Below are 17,812 nucleotides of genomic sequence, written 5' to 3'. Positions count from 1 at the left end.
TCTATAGTGCTTTCTTACCCAACAGGCGACTTGGCCGACCGGGAAGGCTGCGATACCATCCGACTCCCCAACGGATTCCCGCCAGGACGACGCGATGAACCGAGTGTTGTACCCAGGTACCTTCGACCCTATTACCAAGGGCCATGGCGATCTGGTCGAACGCGCCTCGCGCCTGTTCGATCACGTGATCATCGCCGTCGCCGCCAGCCCGAAGAAAAACCCGCTGTTTCCTCTGGAACAACGGGTGGAACTGGCGCGCGAGGTCACTAAACATCTGCCGAACGTAGAAGTCGTCGGTTTCTCGACGCTGCTGGCGCATTTCGCCAAAGAGCAGAATGCCAACGTGTTCCTGCGTGGTTTGCGCGCGGTGTCGGACTTCGAATACGAATTCCAGCTGGCCAACATGAACCGCCAACTGGCGCCGGACGTGGAAAGCCTGTTCCTGACCCCGTCCGAGCGTTATTCGTTCATCTCCTCGACGCTGGTCCGTGAAATTGCGGCCCTGGGTGGCGATATCACCAAGTTCGTACACCCTGCGGTGGCGGACGCCCTGACCGAGCGCTTCAAGAAATAACCCCGCAATACTGTAGGAGCGAGCCTGCTCGCGATGGACGTCAACGATAACGCGGGAAACCTGACACCCCGCGGTGTTCTCGGCTTCATCGCCAGCAAGCTGGCTCCTACAGTACGTCGCACCTGCGTGCAACACGGGCGCCAATGCGGCACAATTGTACGCATTGGTTTATTGCGCCCGGGCCTGCCGCCCCGGCTGGAGTTAGCATGTCCCTGATCATCACCGACGATTGCATCAACTGCGACGTCTGCGAACCCGAGTGCCCGAACGCCGCCATTTCCCAGGGCGAAGAGATCTACGTGATCGACCCGAACCTGTGCACCCAGTGTGTCGGCCACTACGACGAACCGCAGTGCCAGCAGGTCTGCCCGGTGGATTGCATTCCACTGGACGAAGCCCATCCGGAGACTGAAGAACAGTTGATGGAGAAGTACCGCAAGATTACCGGCAAGGCTTGAATGTTGTAGTGTTCTTTCGGGCGTCATCGCGAGCAAGCTCGCTCCCACATTAGATCTGCGCCGTTCACAAATCCCCTGTGGGAGCGAGCTCGCTCGCGATGGGGCCATCAGCCACGCCGAGTCTCTAACGGATTGCCGCGCATATCAGCTCTGACAACGCGGGCAAAAAACGCTGGCGCGCTGCCCCAGTTTCACTTCCCGCAGCCCCGTCCCACAAACCTTGCAGTGCTCACCACCACGGCCGTACACGAACAGCTCCTGCTGGAAATAACCAGGCTGACCGTCACCACCGATAAAGTCCCGCAGCGTGGTACCGCCGCGCTCGATGGCGGCCGCCAGGATGCGCTTGATCTCGATGGCCAGTTTCAAATACCGCGCACGGGAAATGCTCTTGGCTTCGCGGCGCGGGTCGATTCCAGCAGCGAACAACGCTTCGGTCGCATAGATATTGCCGACGCCCACCACCACCGCGTTATCCATGATGAACGGCTTGACCGCCATCGAACGGCCACGGGACTGCTGGAACAGGCGCTCGCCGTCGAACAGGTCGGTCAGCGGTTCCGGCCCCAGGCGAATCAGCAATTCGTGATTGAGCGGATCGAGGCTCCAGAGCATGGCGCCGAAGCGCCGCGGGTCGGTGTAACGCAGGGCCAGGCCCGACTCCAGTTCGATGTCCACATGCTCATGCTTGGCCGCCGGCAACCCGGCCTCCACCAGACGCAAGTTGCCTGACATGCCCAAATGGCTGATCAAGGTGCCGACTTCGGCGTTGATCAGCAGGTACTTGGCGCGCCGCTCCACCAATACGATGCGCTGGCCGGACAGGCGCACATCAAGGTCCTCAGGGATCGGCCAGCGCAGACGGCGATCACGCACGATCACCCGGCTGACGCGCTGGCCTTCCAGGTAAGGCGCGATGCCGCGACGGGTGGTTTCGACTTCTGGCAATTCAGGCATGGTGCTCTCGGATCAGGCGCATGGCCTGGAAAGGTCCGACGCTCAGCGATGAGTGCCGAGGTCGCGGATCGTCTGCTTGAGGGTCTCGAAGTCGTAGTCCGAGAGGCCGACATAATCGAGCACCAGCGGCGCGATGCTGTTCCACTCGTGATCTTCGGCCTGATTGCCCAGCACCCGATGCGACGCGCAAATGTGCTCGGCCATTTTCAGGATCGCCAACAGGTTCTTCAACGAACTGTTGCGCGAAGTCTCATCGCTGAATACCGCCAACGCATTGTGGTGATTGGCGATCGCCGCGCTCACGTGCTCCGGCAGACGCCAGGACTTGGCTGTGTAATAACCGACCACCGAGTGATTGGTATTGAACACCTGATTCTCCGTGTCCACCACCCGGCATTCGGCGCTGGCGTTGGCATAGGCCTGCTCCAGAACACCCATGTAGTCGGGGAAACGCTGGAGCATCAAGGGCACGCCGCAGTCGTGGAACAGGCCCAGGGCATAGGCTTCGTCGCCATTTTCAACGCCAATGCGCTTGGCCAGGGTCAGGCAAGTCATGGCCACGTCCTGAGCGGTGTCCCAGAAACGGTTCAGGGTGACAATGGTGTCGTCATTCATCTCGCCCTTGATCGACTGCGCATTGATCAGGTTGATGACCGAGCGGCTGCCCAGCAGATTGACCGCGCGCTGGATCGAGGCAATCTTGTTGCTCAGCCCGTAATACGGCGAATTGACGATCTTCAGGAGGGAACCGGAAAGACCCGGATCCTGGGATATCAGCTTGGCAATGACTTCCAGATCCGGGTCGGGCATGTACTGCTCCATCTGCAAATCCACCATGATCTGCGGCTGGGCCGGTACGCTGATGCCCTGCAGGGCTTGTTGGATCTGTTCGGAAGTCAGCTCTTGGGACATAGGTACACACTCTGGGTCAGACGGCGATTCTAACCTTTATGAAGTTGGATCCGACATACCAAATCGCAAGACAACCCTCGCCACATGTCCACTTGCAGGCCAATCCGGGGTCTCAACACGCTATACTCCCGCTCTTTTTTCCGGAGCGACGACATGTCCCTGCCTAGCCTGCGCCTCAAAGCCAACGCCGACCGTCGTCTGCGCAACGGTCACTTGTGGGTCTACAGCAACGAAATCGATGTAGCCGCTACGCCATTGCACGGTTTCAAGGCCGGTGACCAGGCGATCCTCGAAGCCGCCGGCGGCAAGCCGCTGGGCATCGTTGCCATGAGCCCGAACAACCTGATCTGCGCCCGTGTGCTGTCGCGCGACATCAAGCTGCCGCTGGACAAATCGCTGCTGGTGCACCGCCTGAACGTGGCACTGTCCCTGCGCGAGCGCCTGTTCGACAAGCCGTTCTATCGCCTGGTCTACGGCGACTCCGACCTGCTGCCAGGCCTGGTGGTCGACCGTTTCGGCGATATCCTGGTGGTGCAGATCGCTTCGGCGACCATGGAAGCCCATAAAGACGACGTGATCGCGGCGCTGACCCAAGTGCTCAAGCCAAGCGGCATCCTGTTCAAGAACGACTCCGCCGCCCGTGACGCCGAAGGCCTCACCCGCTATGTCGAAACCGTGTTCGGCCTGGTGCCGGAATGGGTCGCACTGGAAGAGAACGGCGTGAAATTCGAAGCACCGGTCATCCAGGGCCAGAAAACCGGCTGGTTCTACGACCACCGCATGAACCGCGCACGCCTGGCGCCGTACGCCAAAGGCAAACGCGTGCTGGACCTGTACAGCTACATCGGCGGCTGGGGTGTGCAGGCTGCAGCGTTCGGCGCCAGTGAAGTGTTCTGCGTCGACGCGTCGGCCTTCGCCCTTGACGGCGTCGAGCGCAACGCCGCGCTGAACGGCTTCGCCGACAAGATGACCTGCATCGAGGGCGACGTGTTCGAAGCCCTCAAAGAACTGAAAGCCAGCGAAGAACGCTTCGACGTGATCGTGGCCGACCCGCCGGCGTTCATCAAACGCAAGAAAGACATGAAAAACGGCGAAGGCGCCTACCGCCGCCTGAACGAGCAAGCCATGCGCCTGCTCACCAAGGACGGCATCCTGGTCAGCGCATCCTGCTCGATGCACCTGCCGGAAGACGACCTGCAGAACATCCTGCTGACCAGCGCCCGCCACCTGGACCGCAACATCCAGATGCTGGAACGCGGCGGCCAGGGGCCGGATCATCCGGTGCATCCGGCGATTGCCGAGACTCGCTACATCAAGAGCATTACTTGCCGGTTGTTGCCAAACAGCTGATTGCACCATTTTATTGGGGGGGAGCGACTTGCCCCCCCAAAACACATACAAAACTTCTCGCCTCCCCCCTAGCGGTACGCTACGTTATTGTTATTTATTCAAAAACTACAAAGCCAATTAATATGTAGGACCTTTCCGACAACATTATTAGAATATTCTTACTCAACATCCTCTTGAAAAAATATCACCGACACCTATGATTGAGCTGTCACTACGAAGTGACATTTACTTAAATCACAAGGAGTTCCAACCATGAAAACAATTACTCTGGAAGCTTCCCACATTGCAAACTTGGCTTTTCTGGTTTCCAAGAAAGCCTGATAAGTAAATGAAGCGCTGGGGAGTGCCGGCTACTCAGCGCTTTACAGGGCACCACCCAGAGAATCAATTAACATGCAAATAAACCCTCATGTATTCATACTTCCGCGCACCCCCAACCAAATAATCTGGGATTACAAAAATCACAAACAGTTTGAACTCAACCTTGAGTATTCAACCCGACTTGCCGAGCTAATCAAAAACCCAAACAATTTCAACGACTCAAATGAAATTGACTCTCAACTTTTTAGTGCAGGAATCCTTACAAACACCAAGTCCACCCACACAAAATGGGGCTGGGATGAACTATCAAAAATATTCCATATTGGCACCAAGAACATCCCTTGCGATCACGTTCCGCAAGATATCCATGAATGGTCAACCCTATATCTCGATCATTGTACAAACGTCCTCAACACCTCCCCCCCTCCAACCAGAGTCGCGGAATGCTTGGCTCGCGACCTAACTGCCCTACCATTCCCTTCTTGCCTGCCGGAGCGCTCCCTAGCAAACGTTCTGATTGAACGAAAAACCTGCCGCACTTTCACAGGTGAAGCTATTTCACTAGAGATCATCAGTACACTTCTTTACCTGACCCTCGGATATTTGCATGAGCGCGAAAACGAAATCGATGAAAGCACTGCCGAAGGCCTCGGAGCCCGGCGAAGCAGTCCATCTGGTGGTGGGCTAAATGCCTGTGAAGGCTTTCTTCAGGTTCAAAACGTGGTTGGTCTTAAAAACGGTTTCTACGCCTATCATCCCACGGTGCACGCGCTGAGCTTCGTCAACCATTTGCCCGATCAACCGTTAGGGCATCTTCTATCCGGGCAACACTTCATCAATAACCTGCCAGTTGGATTGTTCATAACCTGTAGATTCGACAAGCTTTGGTGGAAATATGAGCACTCGCGAGCCTATCGAATGGCTTACATCGAAGCTGGCCATATTTCCCAGACATTCCAACTAGCAGCCACCGCACTGGGGTTGAAGACTTGGTTGACCGGCGCATTGACAGATGATCAGGTGGAAGCGTTGTTGGGGTTGGAAGATAGTCCAGAGCAAGTGTTGTTTTTTGTTGGTTGCGGCAAGAGTGACGGGCAAGTGATGTGCAAAGAGTTGAAATCGCTGCTAACTGCGCAGGAGTAGGGGCAATGAACAGCTCCCCAAACGACCGCATCATGTGGGCCCGCCGTTTCACCCTTGGTGACTGGAACACACGATCCTCAGTCAGAAGCAGTGAGCACTGCTATCTATTACCCTCAGACTTAAATGAACAACTAGAAACTCGATATTGGTTTCCACCGGCCTTTCTTTTCTATCTAAATCACCCAGCGATCAAAGCAAAAAACAAAGCAATCGCTCAACGCCTTTCTGCTAACCATTTGGTGCACTTTCTTGACTACACTACCTTGCTTGAACACCGCATCGTCAACCGATCAGTTGAAATCATCGCCCACGACGAACTGGGCATTGCTATTCCTACAAGGATGAAAACAGCTGCACTGCAGCTATACACTGATGAAGGCTATCACGCGCTGTTCTCCAGTAATCTTGCCGAACAGATTGCGGACCTTTATGGCATGACTGACCGGCCGGTCATGCCCCTACGAATAACCCGACTGAATGAACTGATCGATCGCACATCGACCAAGCACAAAGCATTGGTGTGGTTTCTTGTGGGCTTCGTCTCGGAAACGATTATCGCCAAGGAGCTGCTCGAGGCTTGCCGCGATGTTTTGGTGAGCACCGTTCAGGAAATGCTCAGAGACCATCTCGCTGACGAGGCGCGACACAGTCGCTACTTCTGCGAGGTGTTTCATTATTTTTGGCAGAACTTTAGCGGCGTTCAGCGCGCAGAAGCCGCCAAGCTGCTCATAGAGATTCTGCTTATTTTCTTTGAAACAGATGAATGCTGGATCAGCGGGAGCCTACGCAGCGTCGGCCTTAGCGAAAAGTCAGTTGCACAAATTATTGCTTGTATGTCGGACGAGCACGCTCGTCTTCTTCGCATCCGATCGAGTGCCAGCGCCACATTTCAAGCATTGAAAGAGGCTGGGTTCTTTGACCTGCCTACCAATAGGCAACTGTTCTCCCAAGCAGGGCTTATTGATGAATGATGAAAAATATGCGGTAAGTGCAAAAAAGCGCCGGGCAGCGGTTGTTCTATTAATGACGATGGTATTACTCGGCGTCTTCCCCCTGGACGTTTTGCTGCCCTCCTTCCCCGCGCTGGCGAAACACTTCCAGACCACGCCTTCCAACATCGCACTATCCATCAGCCTGTTTGCCATCGGCCTCTCTCTTTCCCAACTGGTGATCGGACCGCTCTCGGACACTATCGGCCGCAAACGTCTGCTCTTGGCAGGTATGGCGGTTTCGATCGTGGGAGCCGCCGGCTGCCTGCTGACCACCGAACTCGAAGGGTTCCTGGTGTTCCGCGTGGTCCAGGCCATCGGCTGCGGTTGCTTCGTGCTGTCGCAGGCGCTAGTCCAGGATCTGTTTGAAGGCAAGGAGCGGGATCGGCTGCGGATTCTGATGGTCACGGCCAGCGGGGTATTCATTTCCGTCTCGCCGTTGTTGGGCAGTGTCTTGCAGCAAGCACTTGATTGGCCCGGTAGCTTTTTCCTGTTTATAGCCTTGGCCGTCGTCGTGTTTCTGAAGGCGTGTTTCATGCTGGAAGACCAGCGACCTGCCGTGACTTCACGCCAAAACATTTTCCACGCCTATCGTCGGGTGTGTGGCAATGCGAGCTTCTTGGGCTATTGGTTAATCGCGGCCATCGCTTTTACCTGCCATTTTTCCTTTATCGTCGTTTCGCCGTTGATCTTCATGGATCAGCTACGCATGTCGCCCTATGCATTCTCCCTGACCCTTCTGCTCTATGGCGCGGCTTATATCATTGGAGGCATCGCCGCCCGGATGCTTTCCAGCCGGATAACACCCAATACTCAAATCATCGTCGGCTTGGGCCTGATTTTCTTCTCGGGAGTGGTGATGCTTTTACTCGCAAGCAGGCTTGGACTTTCGACCCTGACGGTATTGGTGCCGATGATCATCTGCACCGCCGGCACGACCATTGCCCGCCCCATTGCCACATCCAAAGCGATGGACGTGTTTGCGGACAACGCCGGCACTTCGGCGTCGGCCGGGAACACACTGGTTTTCATTTTTGGCGGCTTGACCAGCGCATTGATCAATCTAAGTGGTATAGATCTGCAAACGACCCTGGCACTGGCGTTCCTGCTGCTCAGCGCGGTGGCGCTCGGCCTTAATACCCTGATCAATCGCCGCCCTTCCTGTAGGAGCGAGCTTGCTCGCGATGGTCGTCAACGATAACGCGGGGAGTCTGGTGCCCCGCGGTGTTCTCGGGTCCATCGCGAGCAAGCTCGCTCCTACATTTACATGACATATCCAGAACCACTGTCACTGCGACAAGCACCCATTGCGTACCTATCGTTTCTCTTCACATCTCAGAAGAGGACAACGGAATGTCCAACACGCCGAAAGCCCATAATTTACGTACCGGTCGTCATTCAGGGCCTGGTCGCATCTATCTCCTGACCGCGGTCACCCATGAACGGCAACCGATCTTCAACGATTGGCGCATGGGTCGTCTGGTGGTGCAGGAATTTAGAAAAGCTCAGGAAACCGGAAATGCCACTTCTATAGCCTGGGTGGTTATGCCGGACCACTTTCATTGGCTGGTGGAACTGCATAACGGTGATCTGCCAAAACTGATGCAAGCCACCAAATCCCGCTGTGCACGACACATCAATCAGCAGCGAAGCCTGTGTGCACCTGTATGGCAAAAGGGTTACTTCGACCGGGCCTTGCGTCGCGAGGAAGATTTGAAAGCAGCAGCCCGATACATCATCGCCAACCCATTGCGCGCCGGGCTTGTCGCTCATGTAGGTGATTACTCGCTGTGGGATGCCATTTGGCTCTAATTCATATCCCCTGTAGGAGCGAGCTTGCTCGCGATGGTCGTCAACGATAACGCGGGAAACCTGGTACCCCGCGGCGCTCTCAGGTTTATCGCGAGCAGGCTCGCTCCTTCAGGAAATGGAGTGCCCGCACGTCTTGTGAATGCTACCTCCAGGTTTGCAGGCATTCCCTCCAGCCGCCAGCCGTGTAGAATCGCGAACATTCATCGCCAGTCATCCCCGGCGGGTTTATGAGCTCAAGCTGAAGCGCGCGGCGATCCCGCAAAGTTATCGGCAACTTCCGGACACGCGGCCATTTCTGAGTGTTCCAGACGTCAATAGAAGCTCACTTCCCTTTTGATACCTGATTAGCCGCCCGGAGTGCTTCATGCCTGATTACCGCTCGAAAACATCCACCCACGGCCGCAACATGGCCGGCGCCCGCGCACTGTGGCGCGCCACGGGGATGAAAGATGACGACTTCAAGAAGCCGATCATCGCCATTGCCAACTCGTTCACCCAGTTCGTACCGGGCCACGTGCACCTCAAGGACCTGGGGCAACTGGTCGCCCGCGAGATCGAACGCGCTGGCGGCGTGGCCAAGGAATTCAACACCATCGCTGTCGATGACGGCATCGCCATGGGCCACGACGGCATGCTGTATTCGCTGCCGAGCCGCGAGATCATCGCCGACTCCGTCGAGTACATGGTCAACGCCCACTGCGCCGACGCCATCGTGTGCATTTCCAACTGCGACAAGATCACCCCTGGCATGCTGATGGCGTCCCTGCGCCTGAACATCCCGGTGATCTTCGTCTCCGGCGGCCCGATGGAAGCCGGCAAGACCAAACTCGCCTCCCACGGCCTCGACCTGGTCGACGCCATGGTGATCGCCGCCGACTCCAGCGCTTCTGACGAGAAAGTCGCTGAGTACGAGCGCAGCGCCTGCCCGACCTGCGGTTCGTGCTCCGGCATGTTCACCGCCAACTCGATGAACTGCCTGGTTGAAGCGCTGGGCCTGGCCTTGCCGGGCAACGGTTCGACCCTGGCCACCCACAGCGACCGCGAGCAGCTGTTCCTGCAGGCCGGCCGCACCATCGTCGAGCTGTGCAAGCGTTACTACGGCGAGAACGACGAGTCGGTATTGCCGCGCAACATCGCCAACTTCCAGGCCTTCGAAAACGCCATGACCCTGGACATCGCCATGGGCGGTTCCACCAACACCATCCTGCACTTGCTGGCCGCCGCCCAGGAAGCCGAGATCGATTTCGACCTGCGCGACATCGACCGCCTGTCCCGTCACGTGCCGCAACTGTGCAAGGTCGCGCCGAACATCCAGAAGTACCACATGGAAGACGTGCACCGTGCCGGCGGCATCTTCAGCATCCTCGGTTCGCTGGCCCGTGGCGGCCTGCTGCACACCCAGCTGCCGACCGTGCACAGCCGCAGCATGGAAGAAGCCATCGCCAAGTGGGACATCACCCAGACCAACGACGAAGCCGTGCACCACTTCTTCAAGGCAGGTCCTGCGGGCATCCCGACGCAAACCGCGTTCAGCCAGTCGACCCGTTGGGAAACCCTGGACGACGACCGTGAAAACGGCTGCATCCGCAGTGTCGAGCACGCTTACTCGAAAGAAGGCGGCCTGGCCGTGCTTTACGGCAACATCGCCCTGGACGGTTGCGTAGTGAAAACCGCAGGTGTCGACGAGTCGATCCACGTCTTCGAAGGCAACGCCAAGATCTTCGAAAGCCAGGACAGCGCCGTACGCGGCATCCTCGCCGACGAAGTGAAGGAAGGCGACATCGTCATCATTCGCTACGAAGGTCCGAAAGGCGGCCCGGGCATGCAGGAAATGCTCTACCCGACCTCGTACCTGAAATCCAAAGGCCTGGGCAAAGCCTGCGCCCTGCTCACCGACGGCCGTTTCTCCGGCGGCACCTCGGGCCTGTCCATCGGCCACGCTTCGCCTGAAGCGGCTGCCGGCGGCGCGATCGGCCTGGTGCAGGACGGCGACAAGGTGCTGATCGACATTCCGAACCGCTCGATCAACCTGTTGGTCAGCGACGAAGAACTGGCCGCTCGCCGCGTCGAGCAGGACAAGAAAGGCTGGAAACCGGTGGAAGTGCGTCCACGTAAAGTGACCACCGCACTGAAAGCCTACGCTCTGTTGGCCACCAGTGCCGACAAGGGTGCCGTGCGTAACAAGGCGATGCTTGACGGGCTGTAAACGTCGGTTGTCTGAATAAAAATGCCCCGCCCAGTGCGGGGCATTTTTGTTTGCACAGATCCACTGTAGGAGCGAGCTTGCTCGCGATGGTCGTAAACGATGACGCGTACTTTCTGATTTAACGCGTTGTCCTTGCGTCCATCGCGAGCAAGCTCGCTCCTACAGTTAACAGCGTTCCCATTATTCCTGCGGGTCGAGGTTATCCAGCGCCTGGTTCACCGCCAGTTCGCCCAGCATGATGACCTGCGCAATCCCCAGCATCGTGCTGCGTTGAGAGCCTTCCAGCAATCCGGCGAAATCACTGGCCATGACATTGGCCGAGGCGAGGGATTCGCAGGCGTGGGCCAAGAGGGTTTCGGTGTCGAGGCCCGGTGCGATGACGAATGTTTGGCTGGGTTTGCGCGGGGTGGAATTGATGCGGGTGGACAGGTTGTCGCAATCGGGAGGATCGGGGGTAACTTTCAACATTTGATGGAACTCCGGGTGAGAAAAATGGAGCCATCAACCTCGCTACCAAACGAGGGTGGCGGCCATACGCAGGTTGGTAGACCGGTCACCAGGAACCCGGCGCGTCCGAAGATGCCCTGCGCATGGCCACCATATGAGCAGAGACAGAAACGACCCCTGCAAAGGGTGGCGCAATGCGCCGAGGTGAACACGGGCTACCAAACCCGATCACTGATGTTCAGTGACGCGGAAACGATAGAAGCCGCCCCCCAGGCGCACAAGCCGGCGGATTCTGGCGTAGTCGTAGTCCCTTACGCAAGAATGCGTAGGTTGCGACTGTCAGGAGATGTCGATCAGGCAGAGGCTTTGAGTGCACCGACTGGCCCCTTCGCGAGCAAGCCCGCTCCCACAAGGGATCTGCGTTGATCACAGATCCAGTGTGGGAGCGGGCTTGCTCGCGAAGGCAGCGACTCGGTCTTACTGAATCTCTTCCGGCTTGACGATCACCCAGTTCTTGTCGGCAGTCACCGTCAAACCTTCCTTGGCCTGGGCCGCGGCGTTCTTGGCCATCATGCCTTGGATCTGGGTCATGTACTTGTCCTTGCGGTTGACCCACAGGTGGATGCCGCCCTTGGCCACGTCAACACTGTGGAACAGCATGTAGCCGTCGCTGCTCGGGGTATCGCCGCCCACCAGCACCGGTTTTTTCCACTGATCGATGTAGGTCAGGATCGCCGCCTGTTTGCCGGCCATCCAGGTCGCCGGGGTCCACAGGTACGGCGTCAGTTCCAGACCGAGGTTGGCCTTCTCGTCATATTTGCCGTCAGTGATCTGCTTGCGCGCGGTGGTCAGTTCGCCGGTCTTCGGGTCCTTGAGCAGCAGCGACACGCCGATCACGTTCTGCGGCTTGACGTTGTAGCCGTACTTCGGATCGGCCGCGACCATGCGCACGAGTTCTTCGGAGGCAGCGGTCATCACGTAGACCTCGATGCCGTTCTCCATCAGCTTGTTGTACAGCTCTTGCTGGCCGGTGAAGATTTTCGGCGGGTTGATGTCGAGTTTCTTGACCACGTCGCCTTCGTAGTAAGTCGCCGGCACCGGCTTGCCGGACGCCATCATCTCGTCGACATAGCCCTTGAGTTCCTTGAGGGTAAAGCCGGAGAAGACCTGGGCGACCCATGGATAGCAAACCATGTCGTCGAGTTCGCAGAGGCGGTAGTAGTAGCTGAACAGGCTTTCCTTGTGGTCGGCGGTGTCCTTGAACGGAATCAGTTTCAGGGAGGGATCGAGCTTGTCTCGGGTGATCAGGCCCTTGTTTTCCATGAATGGCAGCAACGACTCTTCGAGGTCGTAGCGGTAACTGGTGTTGTCCATGTCGAACACCGCGTAGTTACCCTTGTTGGCGTTGGCGGCGATCATCGCGTCCAGCGCCTTGGCCTGATCGGCTGGCCAGTGTTTCAGATCCGTTGCGAAAACCTGGCCGGCAAGACCCAGGCAAAGTGCTGCAGCGAGTAATTTCGGTGCGAACTTCATTGGCATGCTTCCCTTATTAAAAGATCCTGAATGTGAAAGACATCGACGCTAACAAATAAGTGTGACAGTCCTCGTCTGTCAGCGACCGCCCGCGTCCCTTTCGCGCCAGTTGCATTTCTGACAGCGACATCCGCTTATTCCAAAAACGACGGATATCATACGTTTTTGATATTAATTCATTAGTTTTCAAGCTGTTAGGCTTGCCGGTTCGCGGTTGCCCAAGGGTGCAACCGGCACAAGTCTTATCGGAGTCTTCATGAATCTGCCGCTGATCCTCAATCTGCTGGTGTTCCTCGCCCTGCTCTTCGGCCTGGCGCAAACCCGCCACACGACATGGAGCCTGGCGAAAAAAGTCCTGCTCGCGCTGGTGCTGGGCGTGGCGTTCGGTGTGGCGTTGCACACTGTCTACGGTGCCGGCAACCCGGTGCTGAAAACCTCGATCGGCTGGTTCGATCTGGTGGGCAACGGCTATGTGCAGTTGCTGCAAATGATCGTGATCCCGCTGGTGTTCGCCTCGATCCTCAGCGCCGTGGCCCGCCTGCACAACGCCTCGTCGTTGGGCAAGATCAGCTTCCTGACTATCGGCACGCTGCTGTTCACCACGGCCATTGCGGCGCTGATCGGCATCGGCCTGACCAACCTGTTCGGCCTGACCGCCGAAGGCCTGGTGGCCGGCACTCAGGAAATGGCGCGCCTGCAAACCATCCAGACCGACTACGCCGGCAAGGTCGCCGACCTGAATGTGCCGCAGCTGCTGCTGTCGTTCATTCCGCAAAACCCCTTCGCCGACCTGGCGCGGGCCAAGCCGACGTCGATCATCAGCGTGGTGATTTTCGCTGCGTTCCTGGGTGTCGCGGCGCTGCAATTGCTCAAGGATGATGCCGAGAAAGGTCAGAAAGTGATCAACGCCATCGACACCCTGCAAGCCTGGGTGATGCGTCTGGTGCGCCTGGTGATGAAGCTGACCCCGTACGGCGTGTTGGCGCTGATGACCAAAGTGGTCGCCGGTTCCAACCTGCAAGACATCATCAAGCTCGGCAGTTTCGTGGTGGTGTCCTACATCGGCCTGGGCTTGATGTTCGTGGTGCATGGCGTGCTGGTGTCGGCCGCCGGGATCAACCCGCTGCGGTTCTTCCGCAAGATTTGGCCGGTACTGACGTTTGCCTTCACCAGCCGCTCCAGCGCAGCGACGATTCCGTTGAGCATCGAAGCGCAGACCAGCCGCCTGGGCATCCCGCAGTCTATCGCCAGTTTCGCCGCCTCGTTCGGCGCGACCATTGGCCAGAACGGCTGTGCCGGTCTTTACCCGGCGATGTTGGCGGTGATGGTGGCGCCGACCGTGGGCATCAACCCGCTGGACCCGCTGTGGATCGCGACGCTGGTGGCGATTGTGACGCTGAGCTCGGCCGGTGTGGCCGGAGTGGGTGGCGGCGCGACGTTCGCCGCGCTGATCGTGCTGCCGGCGATGGGTTTGCCGGTGTCACTGGTGGCGTTGCTGATTTCGGTCGAGCCGCTGATTGATATGGGGCGTACGGCGCTGAACGTGAGCGGTTCGATGACGGCCGGGGCGATCACCAGTCAGGTGATGCAGCAGACGGACAAGGCGCTGCTGGATGCCGATGAGCATTCGGCGTTGGCGCACGCTTAAATCCTCCAACAACTCAGGAGGCCCCTTCGCGAGCAAGCCCGCTCCCACATTGGTCCTGCGGCGTACATAGATTCTGTATTCGCAGAAGATCAAATGTGGGGGCGGGCTTGCTCGCGAAGCTCTTAAGCTTTTTCCCACACTTCGAAGTTGTACGCCGGCTTGTCACCTTCCGCCGGATTCGGCACATCCGACACCAGTTTCCATTCCTTCAAATCAAACTCTGGAAACCACGCATCCCCTTCCGGGCTCAGCGCCACGCGGGTCAGGTACAACCGATCAGCCTGCGCCAGCCCTTGCGCATACAACTGCGCGCCGCCAATCAGCATCAATTCATCGACGCCCTGTTCCTTCGCCCATGCTTCGGCGCGAACGACGGCGGCTTCCAGCGACGGATAAACCTCTGCGCCTTCGAGCTGCAAATCCGCCTGGCGACTGACCACGATGTTCAGGCGGCCCGGCAGCGGACGACCGAGGGAATCCCAAGTCTTGCGACCCATGATGATCGGCTTGCCGAGGGTGGTGGCCTTGAAATATTTGAAGTCCCCCGGCAAGTGCCAGGGCATGCTGTTGTCGACGCCGATCACACGGTTTTCACCGAGGGCTGCAATCAGGCTGAGGGGGAGTGATTTAGTCATGCCGGCGAGGATACCAGAGCCTCGCTTTCGCCGATAAGCGCCACAGCGGTTATGCTCACAGCTCATTTAAGCGACGGGATGCCGCGTGACTGAACTCAATACCCTCTGGCTGACAGAAACCATCCGCCTGCGCGAAGAACACGCAGGCCCACTGGAAGACTTGGAAGCCAACCGACTGGCCCGCAGCGCCGGCGGCGATTTGCCGGCGCGCATTCAACGCCGCGCCCTGTGGCTGGCTGAACGCGATGGCCTGACTACAGCACTCAAACACTGGCTGCAAGGCGCACGACTGGCGCTGATCGTAATGGCCGTGCTGGCGGTGATCAGCGGCGCCGGCCTGGCCTTCGCGGCTATGGGCGACGGCCTGCACCCTGTGAATGTGTTCTGGGCCCTGGGCAGCCTGCTCGGGCTTAATCTGGTCCTGCTGCTGAGTTGGGCCCTGGGGCTGGTGTTTGCCGGCGAACACGGCGCCAGCCTCGGACGCCTGTGGCTATGGCTCAGTGAAAAACTCGCTCGTGACGCCAAAGCCGCGCAGTTGGCCCCCGCCCTGCTCCTGTTACTGCAACGGCAGAAACTCAATCGCTGGGCCATCGGCGTGCTGGTCAACAGCCTGTGGTTACTGGCGATGATCAGCGCGCTGGTGATCCTGCTGATGTTGATGGCGACCCGGCGCTACGGCTTCGTCTGGGAAACCACGATCCTCGGTGCCGACACCTTTATCGCCGTCACCCAGGCGCTGGGTGCGTTGCCGGCCCTGCTTGGCTTCAGTGTGCCGACCGTGGAGATGATTCGCGCCAGTGGCGATGCCGCACTGAACATCGAAAGCGCTCGCCAGGCCTGGGCCGCCTGGCTGGTGGGTGTGCTGCTGGTCTACGGCGTTTTGCCGCGCCTGCTGCTCGCGCTGTTTTGCCTGTGGCGCTGGAAGACAGGGCAAACGGCGCTGCGTCTGGATTTGAACCTGCCAGGTTATGCGCAGCTGCGCGAACGCTTGATGCCCACCAGCGAGCGCCTCGGCGTCAGCGATGCGGCACCAGCGCAACTGCATCGCGTGGAAAGCGGTGTCACCGAGCAGCAAAGCGACGGTGCGCTGTTGGTCGCCATCGAACTGGACGACCAGCGTCCGTGGCCACCGCAGTTGCCGAAAAGCGTGAATAACGCCGGGATCCTCGACAGTCGCGAATCGCGGCACAAACTCCTCGAACAACTGAGCCGCTTTCCCCCGGCGCGCCTGGCCATCGCCTGCGATCCACGGCGTTCACCGGATCGCGGCAGCCTGGCCTTGATTGCCGAACTGGCCCGCAGCGCCAGCGCCACCCGCGTGTGGTTGTTGCAAGCGCCGCCCGGTGAAGCGCTGGACGCCGAACGCCTGGGCGACTGGCACGTGGCGCTGCAACAGCTTGAGTTGCCGTTTGCCGATTGTGCACCGATGAACTGGCTGGAGACGGGTCATGACTGACACCAGGAAGCAGCCTCTGAAACTCGCCGTGGTCGGCCACACCAACGTCGGTAAAACCTCGTTGTTGCGCACCCTGACCCGCGACGTCGGTTTCGGTGAAGTGTCCCATCGTCCCAGTACCACGCGGCACGTCGAAGGCGCCCGTCTTTCGGTGGACGGCGAGCCGCTGCTCGACCTCTACGACACCCCCGGCCTGGAAGACGCCATCGCCCTGCTCGATTATCTCGAACGCCTGGAACGCCCAGGTGAACGCCTCGACGGCCCGGCACGCCTGGCGCGTTTCCTTGATGGCAGCGAAGCCCGGCAACGCTTCGAACAGGAAGCCAAGGTGCTGCGCCAGTTGCTGGCGTCGGATGCCGGTCTTTATGTGATCGACGCCCGTGAGCCGGTGCTGGCCAAGTATCGCGACGAGCTGGAAGTGTTGGCCAGTTGCGGCAAACCCTTGCTGCCGGTACTGAATTTCGTCAGTAGCGCCAACCACCGCGAACCGGCCTGGCGTGAAGCGCTGGCGCGGCTGGGCTTGCATGCCCTGGTGCGTTTCGACAGTGTCGCGCCGCCAGAAGATGGCGAACGTCGACTCTATGAAAGTCTGGCCCTGTTGCTGGAAACGGCCCGGCCGCAACTCGAGCGCCTGATCGCCGATCAGCAGGCCCAGCGTCTGGCTCGCCAGCAAAGCGCGGAGCGATTGATTGCCGAATTGCTGATCGATTGCGCGGCTTGCCGGCGCAGCGTGGTCAGTGAAGCCGAGCAGGAACAACAGGCGATCAGCGAATTGCGCAAAGCCGTACGCCAGCGCGAGCAGCGCTGCGTCGAGGCCCTGCTCAAGCTCTACGCCTTCCGCCCAGAGGATGCCGCGGCCAGTGATTTGCCGCTGCTCGATGGCCGTTGGGGTGATGATTTGTTCAATCCGGAAACCCTCAAGCAACTGGGTGTGCGCGTCGGTGGTGGAATTGCTGCAGGCGCCGCTGCCGGGGCCGGGGTCGATTTGCTCGTGGGCGGGATTACACTCGGCGCCGCTGCACTGGCCGGCGCCATCGCCGGTGGCGCCCTGCAAACCGCGCGCAGTTATGGCAGCCGCTTGCTGGGCAAGATCAAGGGCCAGCGCGAACTCACGGTGGATGACAACGTGCTGCGCCTGCTGGCGCTGCGCCAGCGGCAATTGCTGCAAGCGCTGAACGCCCGTGGGCATGCGGCGATGGACAGCATCCAGGTGGCCACGCCTCAGGACAAGAGCTGGCGCGAAGGCAAGCTGCCCGAGGCGTTGAACAAGGCGCGGGCGCATCCGCAGTGGTCGTCGTTGAATCCGCATCCGAAGTTGAATCAGGCGGAGCGGCAGGAACAGATAGAGGTTCTGGCCGCAGAGTTGTAGCG

General features: G+C 58.9%; 16 protein-coding genes. 11 read left to right on the top strand and 5 right to left on the bottom strand.

All coding sequences use genetic code 11. The annotated features are described in order from the left end of the window. Positions 1-94: 94 nt before the first annotated feature. Together coaD and KW841_RS02125 are read left to right on the top strand one after the other, a co-directional pair. On the top strand, positions 95-574 hold the full coding sequence (gene coaD, locus KW841_RS02130; RefSeq protein ID WP_007975368.1) for a pantetheine-phosphate adenylyltransferase: 480 nt from the start codon (positions 95-97) through the stop codon (positions 572-574). Positions 575-780: 206 nt separating this feature from the next. Continuing rightward, the gene (locus KW841_RS02125) at positions 781-1,032 is read left to right on the top strand and encodes a YfhL family 4Fe-4S dicluster ferredoxin (RefSeq protein ID WP_003195146.1); all 252 of its coding nucleotides are present in this window, start codon (positions 781-783) and stop codon (positions 1,030-1,032) included. A gap of 144 nt (positions 1,033-1,176) precedes the next feature. On the opposite strand, the gene mutM is transcribed toward KW841_RS02125, so the two are convergent. Together mutM and KW841_RS02115 are read right to left on the bottom strand one after the other, a co-directional pair. After that, positions 1,177-1,989 (bottom strand): bifunctional DNA-formamidopyrimidine glycosylase/DNA-(apurinic or apyrimidinic site) lyase, encoded by an 813-nt coding sequence (mutM, locus tag KW841_RS02120; RefSeq protein ID WP_015097228.1) that lies wholly within the window; start codon positions 1,987-1,989, stop codon positions 1,177-1,179. Between the two features lie 42 nt (positions 1,990-2,031). Beyond that, positions 2,032-2,901: an HDOD domain-containing protein gene (locus tag KW841_RS02115; protein WP_102699978.1), complete on the bottom strand. Its 870-nt coding sequence runs from the start codon at positions 2,899-2,901 to the stop codon at positions 2,032-2,034. Between the two features lie 153 nt (positions 2,902-3,054). On the opposite strand from KW841_RS02115, the gene KW841_RS02110 reads away from it, so the two are divergent. The 6 genes from KW841_RS02110 to ilvD all read left to right on the top strand — a co-directional run bounded on the left by KW841_RS02110 (position 3,055) and on the right by ilvD (position 10,722). Further along, complete coding sequence (locus KW841_RS02110; protein WP_102673476.1) at positions 3,055-4,251, top strand: class I SAM-dependent rRNA methyltransferase; 1,197 nt, start codon at positions 3,055-3,057, stop codon at positions 4,249-4,251. A gap of 393 nt (positions 4,252-4,644) precedes the next feature. After that, entirely contained in the window at positions 4,645-5,715 is a 1,071-nt protein-coding gene (locus KW841_RS02105) for a SagB family peptide dehydrogenase (protein ID WP_007978941.1), read from the top strand. A 5-nt stretch (positions 5,716-5,720) separates the two neighbouring features. Beyond that, positions 5,721-6,686, top strand: a complete 966-nt coding sequence (locus KW841_RS02100; RefSeq protein WP_218473250.1) for a diiron oxygenase — start codon at positions 5,721-5,723, stop codon at positions 6,684-6,686. Continuing rightward, positions 6,679-7,905 (top strand): multidrug effflux MFS transporter, encoded by a 1,227-nt coding sequence (locus KW841_RS02095; protein ID WP_007978937.1) that lies wholly within the window; start codon positions 6,679-6,681, stop codon positions 7,903-7,905. The genes KW841_RS02100 and KW841_RS02095 overlap by 8 nt, the downstream gene beginning before the upstream one ends. 152 nt (positions 7,906-8,057) lie before the next feature. Continuing rightward, positions 8,058-8,516, top strand: coding sequence for a transposase (locus KW841_RS02090; protein WP_218473249.1), 459 nt, complete (start codon positions 8,058-8,060; stop codon positions 8,514-8,516). A gap of 364 nt (positions 8,517-8,880) precedes the next feature. Then, positions 8,881-10,722: a dihydroxy-acid dehydratase gene (gene ilvD, locus KW841_RS02085; RefSeq protein WP_007976450.1), complete on the top strand. Its 1,842-nt coding sequence runs from the start codon at positions 8,881-8,883 to the stop codon at positions 10,720-10,722. Positions 10,723-10,902: 180 nt separating this feature from the next. Here ilvD and KW841_RS02080 read toward each other — a convergent pair whose 3' ends face one another. Next, a complete protein-coding gene (locus KW841_RS02080) occupies positions 10,903-11,190 on the bottom strand; it encodes a DUF6124 family protein (RefSeq protein WP_218473248.1) in 288 nt (95 codons plus the stop codon). Positions 11,191-11,646: 456 nt separating this feature from the next. Then, positions 11,647-12,702, bottom strand: coding sequence for a haloacid dehalogenase-like hydrolase (locus KW841_RS02075; protein ID WP_218473247.1), 1,056 nt, complete (start codon positions 12,700-12,702; stop codon positions 11,647-11,649). 256 nt (positions 12,703-12,958) lie between these two features. Here KW841_RS02075 and KW841_RS02070 point away from each other — a divergent pair, with 256 nt between their 5' ends. After that, the gene (locus KW841_RS02070; protein ID WP_218473245.1) at positions 12,959-14,350 is read left to right on the top strand and encodes an L-cystine transporter; all 1,392 of its coding nucleotides are present in this window, start codon (positions 12,959-12,961) and stop codon (positions 14,348-14,350) included. 122 nt (positions 14,351-14,472) lie between these two features. On the opposite strand, the gene KW841_RS02065 is transcribed toward KW841_RS02070, so the two are convergent. Continuing rightward, the gene (locus tag KW841_RS02065) at positions 14,473-14,985 is read right to left on the bottom strand and encodes a dihydrofolate reductase (protein ID WP_218473243.1); all 513 of its coding nucleotides are present in this window, start codon (positions 14,983-14,985) and stop codon (positions 14,473-14,475) included. An 85-nt stretch (positions 14,986-15,070) separates the two neighbouring features. Between KW841_RS02065 and KW841_RS02060 the strand changes: the two genes are divergently transcribed. Together KW841_RS02060 and KW841_RS02055 are read left to right on the top strand one after the other, a co-directional pair. Further along, positions 15,071-16,441, top strand: a complete 1,371-nt coding sequence (locus tag KW841_RS02060) for a DUF2868 domain-containing protein (RefSeq protein ID WP_218473241.1) — start codon at positions 15,071-15,073, stop codon at positions 16,439-16,441. Beyond that, positions 16,434-17,810 (top strand): GTPase/DUF3482 domain-containing protein, encoded by a 1,377-nt coding sequence (locus KW841_RS02055; RefSeq protein WP_218473239.1) that lies wholly within the window; start codon positions 16,434-16,436, stop codon positions 17,808-17,810. The genes KW841_RS02060 and KW841_RS02055 overlap by 8 nt, the downstream gene beginning before the upstream one ends. Positions 17,811-17,812 lie beyond the last annotated feature (2 nt).

Source organism: Pseudomonas sp. PDM28 (genome assembly GCF_019219115.1).
In the GTDB taxonomy this organism is placed as follows: domain Bacteria; phylum Pseudomonadota; class Gammaproteobacteria; order Pseudomonadales; family Pseudomonadaceae; genus Aquipseudomonas; species Aquipseudomonas laurylsulfatiphila.
This window is presented reverse-complemented; position numbering and strand designations above follow the sequence as displayed.